The sequence below is a fragment of the Cyclobacterium roseum genome (genome assembly GCF_010119225.1).
GTDB classification, from domain to species: Bacteria; Bacteroidota; Bacteroidia; order Cytophagales; family Cyclobacteriaceae; genus Cyclobacterium; species Cyclobacterium roseum.
The window spans coordinates 412,977-431,541 of record NZ_WNKF01000002.1; the positions used below are offsets into that span (position 1 = coordinate 412,977).

The 18,565-nt window shown below is 45.0% G+C and carries 14 protein-coding genes; 6 read left to right on the top strand and 8 right to left on the bottom strand.

All coding sequences use genetic code 11. From position 1 onward, the window contains the following. Positions 1–16: 16 nt before the first annotated feature. Genes GJQ68_RS04350 through GJQ68_RS04380 form a run of 7 tightly spaced genes read right to left on the bottom strand, consistent with a single transcriptional unit; the run spans position 17 to position 11,675 of the window. The gene (locus tag GJQ68_RS04350; RefSeq protein ID WP_162416066.1) at positions 17–970 is read right to left on the bottom strand and encodes a glycosyltransferase; all 954 of its coding nucleotides are present in this window, start codon (positions 968–970) and stop codon (positions 17–19) included. After that, a complete protein-coding gene (locus GJQ68_RS04355) occupies positions 970–1,932 on the bottom strand; it encodes a glycosyltransferase family 2 protein (protein ID WP_162416067.1) in 963 nt (320 codons plus the stop codon). Before GJQ68_RS04355 ends, GJQ68_RS04350 begins: the two co-directional genes overlap by 1 nt. 6 nt (positions 1,933–1,938) lie before the next feature. Continuing rightward, complete coding sequence (locus tag GJQ68_RS04360; RefSeq protein WP_162416068.1) at positions 1,939–2,496, bottom strand: DUF4199 domain-containing protein; 558 nt, start codon at positions 2,494–2,496, stop codon at positions 1,939–1,941. Positions 2,497–2,498: 2 nt separating this feature from the next. Further along, positions 2,499–3,026 carry a DUF4199 domain-containing protein gene (locus GJQ68_RS04365; protein ID WP_162416069.1) on the bottom strand — a complete coding sequence of 176 codons (528 nt, stop codon included), beginning with the start codon at positions 3,024–3,026 and terminating at the stop codon, positions 2,499–2,501. Further along, the gene (locus tag GJQ68_RS04370) at positions 3,019–4,266 is read right to left on the bottom strand and encodes a dihydroorotase (RefSeq protein ID WP_162416070.1); all 1,248 of its coding nucleotides are present in this window, start codon (positions 4,264–4,266) and stop codon (positions 3,019–3,021) included. The genes GJQ68_RS04365 and GJQ68_RS04370 overlap by 8 nt, the downstream gene beginning before the upstream one ends. A gap of 58 nt (positions 4,267–4,324) precedes the next feature. Next, entirely contained in the window at positions 4,325–6,640 is a 2,316-nt protein-coding gene (gene tamL / locus GJQ68_RS04375) for a translocation and assembly module lipoprotein TamL (protein ID WP_162416071.1), read from the bottom strand. Position 6,641: 1 nt separating this feature from the next. Beyond that, positions 6,642–11,675, bottom strand: a complete 5,034-nt coding sequence (locus tag GJQ68_RS04380) for a translocation/assembly module TamB domain-containing protein (RefSeq protein ID WP_162416072.1) — start codon at positions 11,673–11,675, stop codon at positions 6,642–6,644. 231 nt (positions 11,676–11,906) lie between these two features. Between GJQ68_RS04380 and miaB the strand changes: the two genes are divergently transcribed. From miaB to GJQ68_RS04410, 6 genes are all read left to right on the top strand, one after another. Continuing rightward, entirely contained in the window at positions 11,907–13,370 is a 1,464-nt protein-coding gene (miaB, locus tag GJQ68_RS04385; protein WP_162416073.1) for a tRNA (N6-isopentenyl adenosine(37)-C2)-methylthiotransferase MiaB, read from the top strand. Positions 13,371–13,383: 13 nt separating this feature from the next. Further along, entirely contained in the window at positions 13,384–14,694 is a 1,311-nt protein-coding gene (locus GJQ68_RS04390; protein WP_162416074.1) for a sigma-54 interaction domain-containing protein, read from the top strand. Beyond that, positions 14,684–15,223, top strand: coding sequence for an LptE family protein (locus GJQ68_RS04395; RefSeq protein WP_162416075.1), 540 nt, complete (start codon positions 14,684–14,686; stop codon positions 15,221–15,223). Before GJQ68_RS04390 ends, GJQ68_RS04395 begins: the two co-directional genes overlap by 11 nt. Positions 15,224–15,266: 43 nt before the next feature. After that, on the top strand, positions 15,267–16,109 hold the full coding sequence (locus GJQ68_RS04400; protein WP_162416076.1) for a hypothetical protein: 843 nt from the start codon (positions 15,267–15,269) through the stop codon (positions 16,107–16,109). Positions 16,110–16,120: 11 nt separating this feature from the next. Next, the gene (secG, locus tag GJQ68_RS04405) at positions 16,121–16,492 is read left to right on the top strand and encodes a preprotein translocase subunit SecG (protein WP_162416077.1); all 372 of its coding nucleotides are present in this window, start codon (positions 16,121–16,123) and stop codon (positions 16,490–16,492) included. A 158-nt stretch (positions 16,493–16,650) separates the two neighbouring features. Continuing rightward, on the top strand, positions 16,651–17,628 hold the full coding sequence (locus tag GJQ68_RS04410) for a sterol desaturase family protein (protein ID WP_162416078.1): 978 nt from the start codon (positions 16,651–16,653) through the stop codon (positions 17,626–17,628). Between the two features lie 45 nt (positions 17,629–17,673). On the opposite strand, the gene GJQ68_RS04415 is transcribed toward GJQ68_RS04410, so the two are convergent. After that, positions 17,674–18,384: a hypothetical protein gene (locus GJQ68_RS04415; RefSeq protein WP_162416079.1), complete on the bottom strand. Its 711-nt coding sequence runs from the start codon at positions 18,382–18,384 to the stop codon at positions 17,674–17,676. Positions 18,385–18,565 lie beyond the last annotated feature (181 nt).

The window sequence follows — 18,565 nt, forward strand, 5'->3', positions numbered from 1 at the left end:
TAGAAAAACAACTGCATTAGCCTCTTTTTTCCGGAAACCAGCATTCGCGAATGATCCCCATCCCATATCCCAGTAATTGTCCGTAGGAGGTGAGTATCGCCAAAAGGCCTACTTTCAGACTTTCTAAAGCGGATACAAAAACGGCAAGCGTCCACAAGCCATATAATCCCGCCAAAATCAGACCCATGGTAGGAAAAAGAAGGAAGAGAAAAGGAATCATAGCTAGACCGAGGAGAAAAAGTACCGGCAATAAATGAACCCATTTTACAGCTTCCGGATGAAAGCGGCGTATAAATACCCTGTTTCTGCCAAACTGGAAACTTTGCCTGAGAAAGGATTTCAGGCTGTTTTTCCGCCGGTGAAAAACACTGGCTTCTGCAATCAGTTCCAGCCGAAAACCTGCTTTTTTTATCCGCATACTGATTTCGATGTCCTCTGCCATATTAGGGTGAATAAAGCCTCCCAGTCGCTCATAAACTTCTCTGGAGAACCCCATGTTGTACCCTCTTGCCTGATAATTCGCCGGATTTTTCATTTTCCCGCGGATTCCGCCGGTAGTCAGAAAAGAAGTCATGCTAACATTCATTGCTTTCTGCCAGTCAGAAAAGCTCACATCTGCATCATCGGGTCCCCCATGGGCATCGAGGGAGCGATTTTGAATCGCCTCAAGCAGGATTTTCAGATAGTCCGGGGGAACCACACAATCGGAATCAAAAAAAACGAAATAGGCTCCGCGGGCCAGTTCCATCCCCTTGTTTCGCGCAAAACCCTGTCCGGTATTCGGTTGAAAATGATAGGTCAAATCCAACCCATGCTTAAAGGCTTTCACCTCAGTCGCGCAGGTGATTTCCGAACCGTCGTCCACAATCAATACTTCAAAGTCGGTATAGGTTTGTCTGCTTAGACTTTCCAGTAGTTCCACTACCTCGGAGGGGCGGTTGTAAACCGGAATAATGACGGAAAAGCGCATCAGTTATCTTTCTTGATTTCCTCGGCAATATTGTAGTCGCTTTTGCGGGAAGTATTGGAGGTCATCATCTCAGCCATAAAACCCGTCAGAAAAAGTTGAACACCGACTATCAGGGCTACCAGTGCCAGAAAAAAGAGGGGCTGATCGGTGATTTCACGTACAGCGACTCCATTTCGCAATCCCTGAATTTTTTCAAAGATCAACCAAACCGTGATGATAAACCCAGACAAAAATGAGAGTGTCCCCAAGGCACCAAAAAAATGCATGGGATTTTTCCGGTAGCGGTTGACAAAGGAAACCGAAATCAGATCCAGAAAACCATGAATAAAGCGCTCCAGGCCAAACTTCGTCGTTCCATACTTCCGGGGCCGATGCGCGACTTCCTTTTCCCCTATTTTCCCAAATCCATTCCATTTGGCGATCAGCGGAATGTAGCGATGCATCTCCCCGTAGATGTGGATGTTTTTGACTACCCGTTGGGAATAGGCCTTAAGTCCACAATTAAAATCATGTAGGGGAATACCAGACAATAAACGGGTCACTCCGTTAAAAAAACGGGAGGGCAGGGTTTTGGAAAGGGGGTCATACCGCTTTCTTTTCCACCCGCTGATCAGATCATACCCCTCCTCCTTAATCATGCGATAAAGTTCAGGGATTTCCTCGGGGCTATCCTGAAGATCGGCATCCATGGTGACCACCACCTCGCCATCGGCTTTAGAAAAACCAACATCCAGAGCGGCCGATTTTCCGTAGTTGCGGATAAACCGGACTGCTTTTACGCGGCAGTCCTTTTGGGATAAGGCCTGAATCACTTTCCAGGATTCATCGCTCGATCCATCATCAATGTATATCAGTTCAAAATCCAGCCGGGAAGCCTCCATCACTGCGTAGATCCATTCCTGAAGCTCGGGAAGGGATTCTTCTTCATTATAAACGGGTATGAGGATAGATAGCTGCGGCATGCGGTATTAAAAGTCTGTCGATTTATCTCTTTTTTTAAGAATGGCTCCCAGAATCAGTGCAAGAACGGCATAGATGATTAGGGAAATCCCAAAGGCCTTAATTTGACCCCCAAAAGTGAAATTGGATGCCATTTCTTTGCGCATATCGTCGATCTGTTCGCCGGATAGGCTATCTCCGGCACCTAGACTATCCAACATGGCGACCATATTTTCCAGTTGCGTCTCTACCAGTAATTCGGGAAGTCCCGGGTGAATTACAAAATACAGTAGCATATTACCTACCGTAGTGATCAGTCCGGATACGATGAGTGTGACAAAAGAAAATTGAAATGCAGTACTAAAATCCATAAACCCACCGATCTCTTTTCGGTACTGTTTGCCAAAATAGATTACCTGTGCAAAAAATAGGACCAATACCAGAAAACCGTACCATCCAGCTACCAGGTAGCTGTAATCCAGAAAATATACAATGAAATTAATGCTTAGCATGACCAGACCAATAACCAGTCCGGTATTAAGTGCTGCCTTTGCAGGAGAATTTGATGATTGAGGTTGTGGCTCCATAATTATGAATGTTGTGTTGATTGATTAGACCTTTTTAAAATTATGGAAATTATGATGGTAAAAAACAATCCCGGGAAGATTTTTCTAAGAAAATCGTTGATGGCCACATCCCATCTGCTCATATCGGCAATACTGTCATAGGTATCGGTATAGGCTTTTTCGTTCAACTGTTCCTTCAAGATCTCCTGGTTGTCCAGCATCAGGTTCAAATTTACCTGCCGGAACGTTTCAAATACTTGCGGCGCTACCTGCAGGAATATAAATACATAAAATGCGGAAAGTACCGCCATCAATGTGTACACAAAGAAACCCACCGTCATCCCCTGACTGAAAAAGAGTTCCCCTTGATTATAGCTATCCCGAAAGCTTTTGATTGCAAAAAACACAAAAATAGGCGTGAAAACATAGCCTATGATCAGATTCATGCTTACCGGCTCTACGTCCATAAAGTACATCACCAGCATACCCAGTAAGCACAAACCAGCCCCGGAAAGACCAAAGGGATAAGCTGCATTCCAATACCTATTCATGGATACCCATTGTTTTACTGTTATTAACCAGGTATTTTACACGGCCTTTTAGCGTCTGCCTCCAAAAAGGACTATTTTCAGCCAACGAAGCATTGCTTCCCTGATCCAGCACCCAGGCCTCATTGGGATCAAAGACCGTGAGACTGGTCCATTCCGCCTCTTTTAGCCCCAATACCTTTTGGGGGCCGGAAGTGAGTTTACTGACAAGTAGCGGATATCCCAACTCTTCCGCCAGCCTCACCAAAGCGGGAATAAAGGTAGGCAATCCTGACATACCAAATGGAGCCAAATCAAATTCCATGTTTTTTGCATCGTTGTCATGGGGAACGTGGTTAGAAACCAATGCATCCAGGGTACCGTCTTTCAATCCTTCCACCAATGCCTTGCGCTGCGCCTGTCCCCGAAAAGGCGGCATGACTTTCAGTTGCGTATCAAAATCCATAAGGTCTTCATCCGTAAAAAGCAACTGATAGATAGAAACATCTGCTGTCACTGCCAGTCCTTCTTCCTTGGCTCGTCGGATTTGCTGCAGCGCTCCAATCGTACTTACGGTTTGAAAATGAAGCCTGCCACCGGTATAGCGAAGTATTTCGAGATTTTTTTGCACCGCTACCTCCTCTGCCAGATCCGGAATGCCCTTCAGCCCAAGCTGCGTGGATACCACTCCTTCATGCATGTGTCCAAATAAGGAGAGCATCGGATCCTGACTTTGATCAAAAAGAACCCCGTCAAATTTTTGAAGGTACTGCAGGGCTTTCATCATACGATCCGAATGAGATAAAGCGGTCAACCCTTCACCAAATACCCTCACCCCATAATGATTCAAGTCCAGCATCTCTGTCAATTCATTCCCCATCTGGTCTCTGGTCACCCCGGCCTGAACATGAAAAGTCGGAAAGAGATGTGCCGTTCTGCTCTGCACATAGGCCACCTCGTTTTTTGTCTGCAGCGGCGGTTGGGTATTCGGTAGCAGTACTGCTTGCGTCATTCCGCCCTGGATGAGTGCTTCGCCAAGGCTTTCGAGCGTTTCCCGGTATTCCATCCCCGGTTCTCCCGAAAAGCATCTTAAATCCATCCATCCCCTGGAACCCAAAAGCTTCGAACAGTCGATCCTGGTTTCATTTTCCCCGGAAACACCGGAAGTAGCTTTGTTCAGGGTTCTACCATCAAAAATATAATCAGCGGGAGGAAGAATTTCCTTTTCAGTAATGATTTTAAGAGACTGAAAACGTACGGTCATGGGCGGAAAGTATTTTTGCAAAACTGCAATTTTATTCCTTAAAATGGAAATTAATTCATCAGAAGGGATAACCAATGGCAAAATTGAAGATGAGGTTTTCTTTTCTCCAGTCACCCTCACCCAAACGAAAATCCTTTTCCCAACGCTCGCCTTCCGGACGGTAGGGTCTTCGCAGCGGCGTTGCGAGGTCAAATCGAAGGACAAAAAACTCAATATCCACCCGAAGCCCTAATCCGGCACCAATTCCCAGCTCTCTGTACCAGTCTTTTCCCATTTTTCCTCCAGGTAACGCTTCGTTTTCATTTACTAACCAAACATTTCCTGCATCCATAAAAACCGCTCCCTTGAGGTAAGAAACAATAGGAAACCGAAATTCCAGATTTCCTTCCAAACGCACATCCCCTGCCTGATCAAAAAAATTGGCGGTGGATTCACTATCGGGCCGGAAAGATCCGGGTCCCAGGGACCGAATCCGAAATGCGCGGATACTGTTTGGCCCACCGGAAAAATACTGCTTTACGAAAGGCAGGGAAACAGAATTGCCGTAAGGCAAACCCACCCCTCCAAATAGACGTAAGGCAAGTAGCCGCTCCTCTGTAAACCGCCAATAATACCTAAAATCGATATCCCCTTTGTTATACTGCGCATACGTAAACCCGAGGAACGTATTGGGGTTGGCCCCGTTAAAAATATTATTGGCAAACCGTAAGCCAAAGCCAGCCAAATCCAAGTTCGCACCGAAGTAAATGCTGTGCGTCCGGTATTTGTCCATTAATTTGTTAAAAGCAAAACTGTAAGTAACTCCGGCGATAAATTGTTGCTCAAAACTCTGTCTTAAAAAGGGATTGTTATTCAAAATTTCTTCAAACTCCCCGGATGTATTGGATAAATTAACGAAATTTAAACTGATTGGATTGATTTCATGATAGACAAAGCGATTGGCATTCCAAAAGTAGCCATAGGTTCCAGACAGGGAATTGAGCCGGTATAAACCTCTCCTGTCCTGGTATTCGGTTCCCAGACTGATCTTGGTTTTGGGCACCGAATAGGCAAACCGCTCTTTGATGGGAATGGGAAATACTACACGGGGAAATATCAAGTCTCCCTTAAGTCCAAATTCAAATGCGCTTAAACCATCCCGATCACCGGCCGCTATCTGACTCTCGTAAGCCAACTTTCCCGTCAGATTAAATGTTTCCCCTCCATAAAAAAGATTTCTGTTTCGGTAGCTTAAAAGGAGTGCGGGCCCGGCAAAGTTGTTAGACTTGGATACACCTTGCAACTCCGCTCTTACCGAACGCTTGTCCAGCGGTGAAAGGAAAATTTCTGCATCCAGGAACCCTTTCCGGACATCTGTACTATCTCCCACTTTTGTGTACCGAATATTCACAAATCGAAAATTACCTATTCCCGACAGCCTATTGCTGGTCAATCGGGACTGCTGCGAATTAAACAAACCATCCTTTTCTATCAGGATGTAGGGTCGAAGCAGTTCGGGTTTGAAAGACAAGTCATTTTGGATAAATGCTATCCCTTCAATCCGCGTGGTATCGGTTTCTTCGCCATATTTATCCAGCGAATAGTTCGGGTACACCTTTATGGAACGGATTTGGTACGGCAGAATCCCTTCCTCGGGGACCGATTCTTTGAGTCGTAAGAATAAATCAAATTCCCTGGTTTCGTATTGGTTGGTATCGGCTTCAAAAATTAGAAAATCGGGATTAAAACTATAAAAACCTCTTTTCTTAAGTTCCGTATCTAATCGCTCTCTTTCGGCTTTCAGCTGATCCAGCGCAAATCGCTCCCCAGGCTGTATGTCGCTGGATTCCAAAAGTTCCCTGAGATGTGTGTCAATCGGGAGACTATCCCTGTCATAACGGTAGCTATTGAGGACATAGGGAGTCGGAAGTTGGACTTCATATCGGACATCGCCTTTTTTTTCCTTTCGCCGAAAGGTAGAAATGGCCTCTGCATAGAAAAAGCCATTGTTATCCAGCCGGTTTAAAATCAATTCCTCTGTCTTTTCCGGGTCAACCTGACTCAGGTACACGGGTTCCTCTCCTATTTTATCGTAGATAAACCGATTAATAAATCCAGGATGTTCCTTTTGCATTTTGAAATGGGACCATAGTCCCAAATACTGCCCTACTATTTTACTGTTTGGTTTTGGTCGAAGTAGGCCTTGAAGCTCATCCTGTACCGAACCGATACCTTTTCCTGGTGTTTCCTGGACAATTTTTAGCTCCGCTCCGGTGTATAGCAGTTCGCCTTCAGGTATGTATTTGGTGACATTGCAAGCTGCACTAAACAGTAGCAGGGCTGATAGCCATGGCAAACCTGATTTGAAAAACCGAAGAAAAGGACTGGTCTTCATATTAATTTTCTGGTTTTTTTTCCGACTTTTCATTCGGAGAATCTGGGAGGGTTCTCCCATTTCGTTCGGTTTCGATCCCTTTCCATAATTCATAAAAGCGGTTAAACTCCCGGTTAAAAATGACAGAAATCCCCGTCACCACTAGCTGCCCGTCGATAAAGCTTTCGAACTGGTTTTTTCGAAAGCCCCGCAGGCGGTACCTTCCGTTTTCGGTTAGCAGGTACTCAATACTCACGTTCCCCAGCAAGGCATTTTCAGCCCCCCTGCTTTGGGAACCCCCTTCGATATCAATCTGACTCCCCACCTCCACAACTAATCGATCATCCAAAAAACGCTTACTGGCATTTACGTTCAGTTGGGTGCGTGCTTGGGGAGACCCACTCTGATAATCCTGAAAACTATCCAAATCCATATCCAGCTCTAGGCCGCTGCCCCCCAGCACATTGTCTGTAAGGCTATTCAATTGCCCGGAAAGCAATTGACTTACACTGGACCTGGCCATGGCCGTAGTACCTCCACCACCGGCATTATCCCCATTGGGAAAAAAGCGGTTCAGCACCAATAGCGAGAAAACCTGCCGGTTTAGTTCCCCTTCCCGGTTATTCAATTGCTGCACCTGGGAATACACGGTACCGCCAATGACTCCCTGCTGCTGCTCCGGCATGTCCAGATTGAAAGAAATCAATGGGCTGAGTAGTTCCCCATTAATGTTGAGGTAAACTAAAAAAGGCAACTCTTGTCGGTACCGCATCATGTTTTCCCTACTACCACCTGCTGCTGTAGCTGTCATTAATCCCACTGCCGATGTTTTGATCCGATAGATTGCCGTTATATCCATGCTGGCATCAAGTGGATTACCCGCCCAGGTCACAGTACTCCCCTTCTGGATTTCAAACCTTCTATTCACCAGACTATACAAGCTTAATTCATAGTGACCCCGGCTGAGTTCATACATACCCGTCAGACTAATGCGGCCGTTTGGGTCGACATTCAACTGGAGGTCTGCTTCCCCTTCCACCAGTAAATTGTCGCCAGATCGCTGATCAATGACCAGGTTAAAAACCGATTCGGGAGAAACCTTAATGAGGGCAGCGATATTATATCCGGAGAAGCCGGCATTGATATTTTCTTCCAATCTTTTGGTCAGAATATCCTCCGGATCTTGTCTGTTGACAAAGGTAACGACCCCTTCACGTTCCACAATATCCAGCTGAGTTTCCGGAACCACAAAACTCAGGTTGGTACCGCTTTCTACAGTCAATTCTGCCTCTACCACTGGCAAATTCAAATCTCCCTGAATGGTGACATTCGCTCCGATAATGGCATCTCCGTAAAACAGGTCATTATCCTCCGCCGTGGAATTCAACACCCTGAAATTGGAAGCTTGCAGGTTCAAATCAAATTCCGGGTTGGTAAAACTCGGCGTAGCAATCTCCCCATCCAGTCTGAATTCATTGCCCTGCGCATCATTTATGGTTAGCTGATCTAAATAGACCCCATCTTGATCCAACGCTATATTTTGGTCGCTCAGGGCAAAAGCAGCATTGAGGGTCGCTATTTTAAATTCCGTGTTATGAAATTGCAAGGTGCCCTGATACTGGGGAGAACTTGTGCTCCCTGCTACTTCAAAGGATCCTGAAAGATAGCCCGCTCCATCCTGTATGGTCCCGGCAGAAAGCCCTGCCAGCACGTCCATTTCTAAACGCTCCAAATTGAGATCCAGGTTTAATTGTGCACCGGAGGGGTCAGCTACGTAGTCCCCCACAAGATCCAGGATGATACCGCTATCCTGAAGGGCCAGGTTAAAATCGTAAGTCGTTTGATCGCTGGAGGATGCTTTCAGGCTAAGATTCCCCAAGGGTACCTGCAGCAAGCCCAAATCCCGAATGGAAATATCGGCCAGAAAACCGGTGGCACCATATGGGTTTTCGATCACTACTTCCCCATTGACCAGGCCGGAGGCAATGGTTTCGTCTGCGTTTAGCAGGCTGGTAAACGTCGCCATCCGGAAATTCTCAAATTCCAGTGCTATTGCATTTTCGGACTGATTTGCGATTGATACCTTTTGCATTTCCCTATCAAATGTGATATTCCGGAAATGAGCGACAGAGGGTCCAATAAGCACTTCGTTATCTGCTGGAAGAATCCATTTTTTCCTGTTGAAAATTAAGCTATCCGGATCAATGTGAAATTGCAGGGTATCCTGCCCCGGCCTGATATCCCAAGCCACATGCATCAGCGTTTCCTTATCACTATCCAGGGCATTGAAGTCCAGGTAAAGCAAGTCCTCCAAAATTTTACCGGTAAAATAGGTTGGGCCCAGAGATACCGGGCCGGATTCCAATCCCAACAAACCAAAGGCAAAGTTAAAATCATCTGGATCGCTGGTGAGCCGCATGCCCAGACTATCTACTACAATCCCGGCGTAAGAAACATACGGAAAATCAACTCGTCCGTCCAACTTATCCTGCGCCTCGTCAAAGCTTAGCTCAACAGACCCTTCGTCCATTCCCTCCAACCCAGGTAAGAGTATCTGGTCTAACAATAAGGTGGATAGGATTTTCAATTTAAAATCTGCCCGAACGGCCGACGCACTGTCTGTTTCCGCAATGGGAATGCTGTCTGATAAATACTGCCGAACATGGCGATCCAGACGTTGAAATAACCTGCCGGGGTCCGAATTGGCCTGCAACTCACCCTGCAACAAATTGCTTTCTATGGTAAAATTCGTGGTATCGGGCCTCACGCTCAGATTTATATCCCAATCCCCTGCCGGTAGGGCCTGCTCATCCAAAACGACGTTTCCATTTCGGATTTGCGATTGAAACGTAAAATCGGATGGATTACCTTCCCATTTTGCTTCCAGATCCATGGCTGCCCGCAATTCCCTGGAACTTAAATTCAATCGATACAGATCTGCACCAATCAAATCCAGATCCAGGTCAAGCTTGAGGTCATCCTCGCTAATTCCAATAGCAGCTAACAAATTCATATCCAGCCACTCATCCTGATGATTGAGTTCCACCTCTCCCTGACCATTAGATATAGCTGCTGTAAGACTTAACCCCTCATAATCGTATCCATTCCAATCCAAGGCTGTAAAGTCAGTTTCCACCTGAAGGTCTATTGCCTCCGGCGGTCCGGTGGTTCCCACAGCCGTCAATTCAAACCCCAGGTTTCCAAATGCCTGATTTTGAAGCAATTCCCCCATCGGAAAAGGACTCAGCCGGGATTGAATATCAAATCGGTAGTTTTCACCCATAGCCGCTACCTCTGCATCCAGATTTAAGTTGGCTTCATAAGCGTCCGTGCTGCTGCGCACACTAAAAGCGTCGAGCGTCCCTTCACTTTTCAACCCTACACTGACTTTTCCCGGATAAGCAATCCCAACACTGTCTTCAGGATAAAATCGGTCCAAATCCCCCTCAACACTGGCAAAAGTAAGGGTATCCAACCGCCATGCCAGCCGATCCATGTTCATCGGCTGGTCAATCTGTCCCTTCAAATTTACCCGCGTTTCCTTCCCCCAACGGCCAGAAAAGTTCTCCAGGTTGATCCGATCAAGGGTACCAGTAGCGCTAAGGGCTGCACGAAGGGGTTTGCTTTCCAGCATTTGGAGGTACGGATCCTGGGCCAATTCCGGCGAAAAATAATAGGCATCCGCTAATCCAATTTGCACGGTAGGTAAGCGAACGGTAAAACCGGAAGCCTCCGGATTGGCCACCAATGCATCCAGATCGCGATACCTAAGCTCCATGCTTCCCGAAACCGTGCTGGCAAAGGTCGCTAAATCCAGGTTTTCGAAGTTGAATTTCGTATCATCCGCGCGCATTCCCAATTGAAGATTATTCAAACCAAATCCTGATCGCTCCCGAAATGTCAGTTGCTTGATCGCGAGGCCTGCGCTTTTAGCTTTCAGAAAAAGATTGTTAAGCTCCAGGTTAAGTCCGTTTATTTCAATATCCGCCGGGTCAAAAACACCGGCAGCACCGTTCTTGCCATCCACTTGATACTTCAAATCGTTCTGCTCCAGATCCAAAGCCGCCAACTCCACTTCCCAATCCGGCCAAGAAACCTCTTCCGCTGACGATTCGGTATCCGTAGGGGCTGTTTCGGTGGCTACCGTTTGAGATTGATAATCCACTGAACTGTTTTTTAGTAGCACTGATTTTATCAGAACGCGTTTTTCCGGAAGATTGGCTTCTGGTAATTCCAGCAAAAACTCCCCGATGGTAGCCGCTACGTCCATGCCGTCGGGCGAGGATTGATACAGCATCTGAATATTTTTCAGCGAGAGTTGATCCACAATAAGCAGTGGCATAACCGTTTCTGAATCGGGTTCTTCTGTGGATTCCGGAAATGGTTTGGTTTGCGCATATTCCAGGTAGCTGTCTTCCCATAGCAGCTTACTTACATGGAATTCCATGCTGTCCAGAGACAGTTTCTCTACTCTCAAGGCCACCTTTCCCAGCTCCAACCTTGAATCGATGCCTAAAAGGGCATCTTTAAAGTGCACCTTCCAATCCGTAATGTTCACGGGACCTAAGGCTATTTCAGGAAGCGATTGGGAATTTTCAGAGGTACTGGAATTGGAAAGCGTATCGGTATCGCTATTTCCGCCAAAAGCATCTAATAGGAAATCAAAATTAAATTTTCCTGTGCTGTCTCGTTGGACATTTGCCCTGAGCCCATCCCATTCCAGGCGGGAGACGGAAATTTCATTATTTCTTAAATAGGGAATCAGTTCCACCCCTGTTTCGAGCTTATTCGAAAAAATCAGGGTATCTCCTTTCTGGTCCTCCAAATAAAGGCCTTCCAGAAACAGATTTCCGCGGAAGGTAACAAACAAGCGATCTATAGAAACCTGGGTATCCGTCTTACCGGAAACATAGTTTGTCAATTTACCCACGATGATTCCCTGTACATAGGGGCTCCTGATTAACAGCAACAGCCCTACCACCAATAGCACCGCCACCAGAAGAACCCTTCCGGATATTTTTAGAATGCGGCGCGCTATTTTTCTACGATCAGTCAATGCTACAAATATGGCTAAAAAAAAGAGTGGATAAATCACCCACTCCCATGTATACTGTATTTAACTATTATGATGATCAATCTTTGTACCAAAATTTTCAGGAAATTAGAAAGGACAAGCATTTCCCGAAATGAAAAATCCAAGGGGAAGATTTGTGGTATAATATTGGAGCGTTCCCCTGACAATCTGTCTGTATTTTATTAAATTTGCGCTTTGAATGAAATTCAGCCAATGGAAAACATGATCAAAGATATCGACATTATCCGGGAGGAAGAAGAGAAAAGTTGTGATTTTAAGGTCACTGCAGAGGAGAATACAGGTAAAATAAAAAAGCTATACATTGAAAGTTACGGTTGTCAGATGAATTTTTCTGACAGTGAAATTGTGGCTTCCATCATGAAAGACAATGGCTTTGATACCACTTCGGATTATAGTAATGCGGATGTTATTTTCTTGAACACCTGTTCCATCCGGGACAAAGCAGAGCAAACCGTCCGGAAGCGGCTAAGCCAATTCAATCAGGCAAAATCCGAAAACCCCGAACTTACGATCGGAGTGCTGGGGTGTATGGCAGAACGGCTCAAAGAAAAATTGCTGGAGGAAGAGAAGCTGGTGGATCTGGTAGTGGGTCCGGATGCCTATCGGGACCTTCCCAATCTGGTAGGGCAGGCAGAAGCGGGATCCAAAGGAGTCAACACGTTCTTGTCCCGGGAAGAAACCTATGCAGACATTTCACCGGTCAGGCTGAATTCCAATGGTGTCTCTGCCTTTATTTCCATCATGAGAGGTTGCGACAACATGTGTTCCTTTTGCGTGGTCCCTTTTACCAGGGGACGGGAAAGAAGCCGGGATCCGCATTCCATCGTTAAGGAAGCCCGAGAACTTTTTGCAAAGGGCTACAAAGAGGTAACACTTCTGGGGCAAAATGTAGACAGTTACAAATGGTCACCGGAGGAAAATAACAAAGCCAGGCTCAATAAAAAGGAAACAGGAGTATCCGAAGTTATCTATTTTGCCAATTTACTGGAATGGGTGGCAACGATAGATCCCAGGTTAAGGGTACGGTTTTCCACCTCCCACCCAAAAGACATTACCGACGAGGTATTGACCACCATGAAGCGCTATGATAATATTTGTAAGTACATTCACCTCCCGGTACAGAGTGGAAATTCCCGGATATTATCCCTGATGAATCGAACGTATGATCGGGAATGGTATCTGGAGCGGGTTCAGAAAATCCGCGAAATCCTGGGAGAGGATTGTGGCATTTCTTCCGACATGATCGCAGGATTTTGTTCGGAGACCGAATCGGAACATCAGGATACACTGAGCATGATGGATCTGGTTCAATATGATTTCTCCTACATGTTTTATTATTCGGAACGACCCGGGACACTGGCAGCAAAAAAATTAGCAGACGATGTTCCACTTGAAGTAAAAAAACGACGGCTTCAAGAGATCATTGAAAAACAAAGCCAACTTTCCCTAATCCGTAACCAACGAGATATTGGCAAAGTACAGGAAATACTGATAGAAGGTCAGTCTAAACGTTCGTCCGAACAACTCAAGGGAAGAAACTCCGCAAACAAGGTGGTCATCGTCCCAAGAGGGCGTTTGAAAATCGGTGAATATACGAATGTACGGATCACCGATTGTTCCTCAGCTACCTTATTTGGAGAAGTAATCGATCGATAATCAGAACAGCAGTATGGTCCCTATCAGTGAATCAGAAATATTAAGTGTCAAGCAACGATTCGGAATCATTGGCAACAGTCCTTTGCTCAACCATGCCATTCAGGTAGCCATGCAGGCTTCTCCCACTGAGATGACTGTATTGATAACCGGCGAAAGCGGAAGCGGAAAAGAGTCTTTTTCTAAAATTATCCATTCGCTAAGCAAGCGCAGGCATGGGAAATTCATTGCCATTAATTGTGGTGCCATACCCGAAGGAACCATTGATTCCGAGCTTTTTGGTCACGAAAAAGGTTCTTTTACAGGAGCTCATGAAGCCCGGAAAGGGTATTTTGAAGTGACGGATGGAGGTTCCATATTTTTGGACGAAATCGGAGAAATGCCTCTGGGTACACAGGCCAGGCTTTTGCGGGTATTGGAGAATGGCGAGTTTATCAAAGTCGGCTCTTCAAAAGTACTCAAAACCGATGTACGGGTAATAGCGGCCACCAATGTAAACCTGCTTAAAGCAGTGGAAAAAGGGAAATTCAGGGAAGATCTGTATTACCGGCTCAATACGGTCCCCATATTTGTTCCCCCTTTACGTCAGCGGGGAGAGGACATGGTGCTGCTGTTTCGAAAATTTACTACTGATTTTTCTGAAAAATACCAGGTAAAACCAATTGTATTGTCAGAAGAGGCAAAAAACCTGCTGACAAAGTTCCCCTTTCCCGGAAATATCCGCCAACTCAAAAATTTAGCAGAGCAAATTTCGTTGCTTGAGCAAGAAAGGGATGTAACTGCCGAAACCCTAAATAAGTATTTACCGAAAGAGGGCAGCAGTCTTCCCGCTTCCTTGCCCGGAAATAAGAGGCAGAATGAAAGCCATACCGATTTTTCGGAAAGAGAAATATTATATAAAGTCCTTTTCGATATGAAAAAGGACATGACCGAACTTAAAAAGTTGATACTCGAATCCTACCGATCGGGAGGTCTGGACCAGACGATCATGAAAAAACATCAAAATCTCTTTGATGATATGGACACGGGCTCTGCTTATGAGGAAGGCCCGAAGCCGTCAAAAAACCTTCCGCTGGTGTTGGAATCTAGGAGCGAAAATAAAGGACATCCGGAGGAATCTGACAAGGTCAGAAGCAAGTATGAGGAGGATATTATTGAGGATATTGTTCACGAAGAGGATGATCACTCCCTATCGTTGGAAAAAAAGGAAAGGGAATTAATTACCCGAGCTTTAAAAAAACACCATAATAAAAGGAAGTATGCGGCGATGGATCTGGGTATTTCGGAACGGACGCTTTACCGGAAAATCAAACAATATGACATCTAAAAGGAAAGCCACGATCCTTCTTACCTTCGCTGTGTTTTTCTGGGTCAACGCATGTAAAGTAGAATACAGCTTTACGGGTACCACGCTGGATTACAATGTGACGCAGTCGTTTTCAGTGGCCAACTTTTTCAATGATTCAGGAGGAGGTCCGGCGAATATGGGGCAATTATTTACCGAAGAACTCAAGGACTATTTTCAACGAAATACCCAACTCGAACTCATTCAAAACGGAGGGGATCTTCAACTTTCAGGAGCTATCACCAGATACACGATTAGTCCTCAGGCCACTGTATCCAATCCAAACAGCAACCAACCGGACCGTGCAGGTCAAATGCGAATTACGATTAGCGTGGAAGTAGATTATGTGAATTTGGCAAATGAGGAAGAAAATGGTAAAAAAACCTTTTCATTTTTCCAGGATTACGATCCCCGAAACACCTCTCTTTTGCAGGTCGAAACCGAACTGGTTGAAGTCATTTTTGAAAATATCATCCAGGATGTTTTTACCTCGACGGTGGCGAATTGGTAAAAAAATAACTATATTAATGCAACGTAATTTAAACCGGAATGCTGTGAACTCACAAGAATTTCTATCCCTGCTTCAAAAAATGGAGCGGTTAAGTCAGGAAGACTTTGATACTGCTCAAAAGCTACAGGAAGATTTTCCTTATTTTCTGATACCAAAAATAGTGGGTGCCAGGTACGAGTGGGATCACTCATCCGGAACCGCCACCCCTCAGTTGCATGGGGCGGCAGTGCTGAGTCCCGATCGCAAAAGACTGAAAGGGCTACTCACGGGGACCGTTTTACTTCCCATTCCGTTTTCCGCAGATGATGCCAGGCAATCTGAACCGGAGGATAGAGAAGAGGCACCTATCGAAACTTCGGTTGATAACGTAGAACCAACACCTCAAACCCCTTTACCAGATGATTCCCCTTCTACTTCTTCAAGACCTAACCGGGATGAAATCCTTAGACGACTAGAGGAAAATCTCAAGAAAATAAAAAATCACGACCCCCGACAATCGGGGAAAGGCCCCTCTGAAAAAAAAAAGGAGGATGAGACGCCCCCTGTCTCTGAAAAAGCAGAAGATGAACTGAGTGCCCCTATAGCCGAAAAGGAACAGCGCCAACTAATCAATCAACGCATTAAAGAACAAAGGGAGTTGATCGCTAACTTTAAGGAAAAGCCCATCCGGTTACCTAAAGAACAGATGGATGAGCAGCATGACCAACCCGATTTGTCCGAAAAAAGCACTCATTTGAATGACAATATGCTTTCCGAAGGTTTTGCCAGGTTATTGGTAAAACAAAACAAAAAGCCAGAGGCCATCGAAATATATAGGAAATTAATATTGAAATTCCCAGAGAAAAAGACTTACTTTGCAGATCAAATTGAGAAATTAAAAGCATAACCTCATACCTCATGTTTACAGTACTAATCAGTATCATTATCGTTTTAGCCGTATTGTTGATTTTGGTCATATTGGGCCAAAATTCCAAAGGAGGCGTGGGAGCAGCGTTTGGCGGTAGTGCTTCTCAAATCATGGGGGTGACCAAAACGGGGAATATACTTGAAAAAGCTACCTGGGTTTTGGCAATCGCCATTTTGGTACTTTCATTGGGATCGTCTGCATTTCACCAGACCAGTGCTCCTTCCGGGTTTAGTTCTCCCAATGTAGAAAATGCCCAAAGACAGATGCTGACTCCGTCATTTGATGATGAATCCCTGCTGCCTTCGGAAGATGGGGATGCCGGTGATTTGGAACTGGAGGTCACTCCGGATTCCATTGAATAGTAGGAATTTGCCCAGAAATTGAAGGCCTGTTTTTTACAAACGGGCCTTTTTTATTTTTTCACCGAAATTTATTTAAGGCCCAAAACGTTGAAGATAAACCGGAATATGATTAATTTAACGTTTTAACAACCATAAAAAATCAACCAAACGCACGATTTATGTTCGAAAATCATCTAACAATGGAAGATTTGGGCGCTGACAAATGGCCCAATGTCATCTTGTGGGCTGCTCCAGCGATGTTCTTACTGGTCTTTATAGAATGGGGAATCAGCTTATATCAAAAAAAGGACACCTACGACAAGAAGGATTTTATGGCGGCCACTACCATTGGTTTGGTGAACGTGGGTATCAGTGCGCTGCTTAAAGTTTTTATTTTTGGAATTGCCTTGTTTTGCTGGAACATTGTGCCCTGGAAAATACCTGCCACCTGGTGGTCGTTTATCTTATGTTTTTTTGCCATAGACTTCTTTCGATACTGGGCGCATCGCGTGGCACACGAGCAACGTTTTTGGTGGGCAACGCACATTACCCATCACAATTCTTCCAAATATAATTTCTCGGTTTCCTTCAGGCTGGGCTGGACCCAACATATCAAAATCATCTTTTTTGTTCCGGTGATGCTAATGGGATTTCATCCATTTGTGTTCTTCATTTGTCATCAGATTGCGGTGCTCTATCAATTTTGGATTCACACAGAATACATTAAAAAGCTCCCAAGACCCATCGAATACTTCTTTACTACGCCCTCCCACCATCGGGTACATCATGCGAGTGATGCCCATTACCTGGATAAGAACTACGGCTCTACGTTTATTATATGGGATCGAATTTTCGGCACATTTATGCCGGAAGGAGAAAGACCGAACTATGGTATTACCAAACCTGTCACTTCTTACAATCCCGTCTACCTTAATTTTCACGAATGGGCGGATATTGTCCGCGACTTAAAAAAGGCTAAAAATGCCAAAGAAGCCTATCAGATACTCTTTGGAAAGCCTGGGGACGAAGTGATAAAAAACCGAGAGCTAAGAGAAAAGGGGATGCAGGAAGAAAGAAAACCAACTAAAGCAGTGGCGACTGCTCCCACTCCCATACTGGTGAGCAATGAAAATTCGTTGTTGAAAAAAGAAGACTAAAGGTTAGTTTGAGCCATAAAAAAAGGAGGGAAATCCCTCCTTTTTTTATGGCTCAACATATTTTAACAGCAAACGCTTGCTTACCGGAAGCAGGCTTTCTTCCAAGGGTACCCGCTGGGCCGAATGAATTTTCCAGGTAGAGGGATTTGGCAAGTCAGCAAACTTTTTGATCAGATCCATCTTGATGCGTTCGTATGTAAGCGTCAAACTCCTTTTGACCGATTCGATAAAACGAAGGGCAATTCCCCGAAAGCGATCCACGCTGTTCTGAAAAAGACTAATCTGATAGCGGTATATGTACACTTCCCTGGAATGGCTATACGATAGCAACGCATACCCCTCTTTCTGATAAATGGGAGTCAATCCAACCGGTTCTATTTCCAACTGGCTTTCGATAAAGTCATAAATTGTTTTACCTTCTTCTATTTGCTGTTTGATTTTTGGTAAGGAGTACACAATGATATCCCCCAGTTCTTTCATGATATCATCCTCTTCCATTTTATTCTTGTACGCTATTTTCATTTTTTTGAAGTCAACCCCCTCCATTTCCTTAGGCAGTGCCAGTTTGAGTTGATTTCGATTTTGCTCCAGGTGGCTGAGCTTTTGATGGTGAGCAATCAATTCGGTAAGTGCAGGATACAGCTTTACAGCCTGAAAATTTTTATTGACGGTTTTTAGGTACGCCAAAAGCAGGTACTTCTTATACTCAAAATCAATCCATCCTTCTGAGATCCAGTTTTCTGATAATTTGTTCATAGCTCAACGTTTTTATACAGGTGATAAAATTTACGAAAATGCGCCATGTCATGCAATAGCATACCGAAAAAATGACAGTAAAAAAATCCCGCTCTCCGGGGCACTGTCAGGGATGGAAATGTAAGTAGGACTTTATGTCAGGAAAAAGCCTGTGTTTAGAATTGGCACAGAAAGTGTGAGT